Below are 3,843 nucleotides of genomic sequence, written 5' to 3'. Positions count from 1 at the left end.
TAAAAGACATACTGCATAAAGAACGAAAATAGAAGAAACTGCATGTATAACGTTAGATTACACTTGTAGAAAGGATTTGCAGGCATGGAAAGACAATCATGGATGGATTTGCTTCCAATTGACCGGTATCGAGTCTATACAACAGGTTTGCTGCATAGTTACGATCGCAAGGTCCTGACAATGCTGTACCAACCTATAATAGGTAGCAAAGCGTTTAGCCTGTATATGACACTATGGGGAGAGCTTGATCAAGATTTTTCTAATGAACAAGAACAAACTCATCATTCGCTTTTGCTAAATATGCATATGAGTTTGCCTGATATTCATAAGGAACGAATGAAATTAGAGGGTATCGGCCTTATGAAAGTGTTTGTGAAAAAAACGAATGATGTTCGGACGTTTTTGTATGAGCTGCAAGCTCCGCTTACGCCAAAACAATTTTTTGATGATATTGTATTAAACATTTTTTTGTATAATCGGCTTGGTATTACAAAGTACAATCGAGTGAAAAAGTATTTTCTGCAGCCTGAAATGGATATACAAGAATACAGTGAAATTACGAAGTCATTTAATGATGTGTTTCAGTCTTATACGCCTGCTCAGCTTTCGAAATTTAAGCCTGAGATGGAACAAATAGATAAGGGCTCTCTTATTGGAAGAGTTCCAAGTGATTCACCTCAAGTATTAAATGATTTCTTTGATTTCTCTTTGTTTTTAGAGGGTATTGGAAATACGATGATTCCAAGACGTGCGATAACTGAGGAAGTCAAAGAAACGATTTTAAAGCTTGCTTATGTCTATCAGCTCGATCATGTGACGATGAAGAAAGTCGTCATGGATGCTCTTATTATTGGTCAGGATAAAATTGATATTGAATTGCTTCGAAAATGTACGCGTGATTGGTATCAATTTGAGCATAGCAATACGCTTCCTGTACTGAGCGAAAGAGTACAACCTGCAAAACTGCAGGAAATGCGTGACAAAGTGCCACAATCAAAGCAGGATAAGCTCATTAAAGTGCTTGAAGAAGTGTCGCCAAAGGAACTTCTTACTGAATTATCTGGCGGTGCTTTACCTGTAGCCTCTGATTTGCGGGTAATCGAAGATATTATGCTGAATCAAAAACTATCACCAGGTGTGATCAATGTTCTGATTTACTATGTCATGCTTCGTATGGATATGAAAATACAAAAAGGCTATATGGAAAAAATAGCAGCACACTGGGCTCGAAAACACGTATCATCCGTCAGAGAGGCTATGCAGCTTGCAATCCAAGAGCAGCGCCAATATTTAGAATGGGCACAATCTACGAAAGAAAGAAAGACCAAAACACGTACTTCGCAAAAGGTAGTACGTAAAGAACTGGTTCCTGATTGGCTAGCAGAGGAAAAACAAAGCATAGAAAAGCAAAGTTCTGAAGGGCAAGATGAAAAGGATATTGATACAGAAGCTCTTCGAAAGAAAATAGAAGAAAGACGAAAACGTATGCAGAAGCGTTCAAATGGATAGAAAAACAAGTAGAGAATTAGTAGCTTGGAGGGAAGCATTTGCAAAACATTAGAAACAATCTCTCGCAGTTGATACAAACAGATTCGTTTAAGAAACGCTATGATAATATGAAGAAAGAAATTCTAGCAGACGCAGATGTAAAGAAATTTTTAGTGGAGCATGCACAAGAGCTTTCAGAAGATGTTGTTGAACGTAGCTTAGTTAAATTATACGAATATACACAGCAAAGTAAGCAATGTAAGGAATGTCCGAGCCTTGCTGCCTGTAAAAATATTTTACAAGGATATCATCCGCACCTCATTATTTCGGGAAAAACGATTGATTTACAATATGAACGCTGTTCTCAAAAAATATTTCATGATCAACAAAAAAAACAGCAATCTCTCATTCGGAGTTTATATATGCCTCGTGATATTTTAGAAGCAAAGCAAGTATCACTGGATTATAATGATGAAGGAAGAATGAACGCAGTGAATGAGGCTGAAGAATTTGTGGAACAATACGAACCTGGAAAAAAAATGAAAGGATTGTACTTGTTCGGACGCTTTGGTGTAGGAAAAACCTATATTCTCGGTGTAATTGCCAACGAACTCGCACAGCGTAATGTTTCAACTATGCTTGTTCATGTTCCTGAATTTTTGCGTGAAATGAAAGGATCGATTGGGGATCATACGCTAAATCAGAAAATTGAAGCAGTGAAGCAGGCGCCCATTTTAATGCTAGATGATATTGGGGCAGAAGCGATGTCAAGTTGGGCGCGTGATGAAGTACTCGGCACCATTTTACAATATCGTATGCTAGAAAATCTACCTACTTTTTTCACTTCTAACTTTGACTTTAAATTGCTTGAGCACCATCTTACCTATACGCAGCGCGGTGAAGAAGAAGAGCTGAAGGCGGCTCGTATTATGGAACGCATTCGGTATTTGGCTAAGCCAGTAGAAGTAAAGGGAAATAATAGACGACAAGCAGGAGAATGAGGGAGACCTCGCTCTCTTTTTTTATTTGTTCGGCCCTGTTAAACTTGCCGGTTGATTTCCGCTCCAATCAACCTAGTTGTAAATTCAATAATAAGCTTTAACAGAGCCATTTGTTTAGAAGAACTACCGTATTCTTACCCGATAGCGAGCATTATTTGGATAGCTCGTTCATATATATCAATTGATATATGCATTAAGGGGGGATGATAATGATCGAAATTAGCTTTGAAGAAGATAGTGATGCTACTTATTTGTACGAGCGGTTCCTGCAATATGCTAAGGCACAAGAAAAAAATGTCCTTCATGAGCATAGGAAACTTACTCTACTTGATACCAGTACTACTTTTATTCAGGATATTCTAATCCCAGAATTGGTTCAGTTTATTATTAAAGTAAAGGAAAGCAAATGGATGAGTTCGCTTGTGAAACACTCTTATTACTTTCACAATGAAGAGGAGCAAAGTGAAATATTACATATTGCCTATTCTATTATGAATGGGAAGAGAAAAGGGTTACCACATAAAGGACTCCACTTTGCACGCAAACGGTTTATTATACAATCCTTACGGAGCACAATCGAACACTCTCTTTCCTTTTCTTTCGAAGCCTATGTTCGGTTTCGATTGCGGCCTTATATGCAATACATCAATCAATTGGTTGAACTGTCCATTGATGAATACAAGCTAGAACAAGACTATCAAGCATTTATTGAAACACTTCGGCAGCAAGTTAGTACGAGAGATGCTATCTTTTCGTCTATACATCTTGTGTTTCGAGATCATATTATCTTCTATGATGAAGCTGGTTCTCCAATTTCGGAGGAAACTTTACGTGAATATATTGATGATCGTATCCTTCAGCTTGAGGATGTATACGTAGATCAGCAAATTATTGCACCGCTATTATCTATTTCCCCTAAGATTATTTACATCTACACTGCCCATGAGGACGATACGATGATTGTTACGATTCGAAATGTGTTTCAAGAGCGAGTTAAACTATACTCGCTAGGTGAATTTGAACAAATGAGACAGAATATATAAAACGAAGAGGGGCATATTGATTTTATGGAAGAATCCGTCTATAATAACGACAGGTAAGATCCATATACAGGTTATGATGAGGATACGAGCTCTTTTTACGATTAGCAGAGAGGGAAGCCGTTTGGCTGGAAGCTTCCTAATACGAAAAAGCGACTTACCACCTCTGAACTTCAGCAGTGAATGTTAGTAATTGCTGACGGTTACGATCCGTTATCGTTTCTTGAGCAAAGGAGATTCTTTCCTTTGAAACAAGGGTGGAACCACGAATATAACACTCGTCCCTTTTCCTAGGGATGGGTGTTTTTTATTTA

3 protein-coding genes and 1 other annotated feature are annotated in these 3,843 nt (G+C 37.9%); all 3 genes read left to right on the top strand.

The annotated features are described in order from the left end of the window. Positions 1 to 84 precede the first annotated feature (84 nt). The 3 genes from AC11ZT_RS13835 (at position 85) to ytxC (ending at position 3,532) form a co-directional block, all read left to right on the top strand. The gene (locus AC11ZT_RS13835) at positions 85 to 1,509 is read left to right on the top strand and encodes a replication initiation and membrane attachment family protein (RefSeq protein ID WP_484060156.1); all 1,425 of its coding nucleotides are present in this window, start codon (positions 85 to 87) and stop codon (positions 1,507 to 1,509) included. A 38-nt stretch (positions 1,510 to 1,547) separates the two neighbouring features. Beyond that, positions 1,548 to 2,489 (top strand): primosomal protein DnaI, encoded by a 942-nt coding sequence (dnaI, locus tag AC11ZT_RS13830; RefSeq protein WP_484060155.1) that lies wholly within the window; start codon positions 1,548 to 1,550, stop codon positions 2,487 to 2,489. Between the two features lie 209 nt (positions 2,490 to 2,698). Continuing rightward, positions 2,699 to 3,532 (top strand): putative sporulation protein YtxC, encoded by an 834-nt coding sequence (ytxC, locus tag AC11ZT_RS13825; RefSeq protein ID WP_484060154.1) that lies wholly within the window; start codon positions 2,699 to 2,701, stop codon positions 3,530 to 3,532. A 64-nt stretch (positions 3,533 to 3,596) separates the two neighbouring features. Beyond that, positions 3,597 to 3,818 (top strand) — a binding site (T-box leader). Positions 3,819 to 3,843: the final 25 nt, after the last annotated feature.

This window comes from Ectobacillus sp. (genome assembly GCF_056992975.1).
Note: the sequence above shows the minus strand (reverse complement) of the source record. Positions and strands in the feature narration are given on the sequence as shown.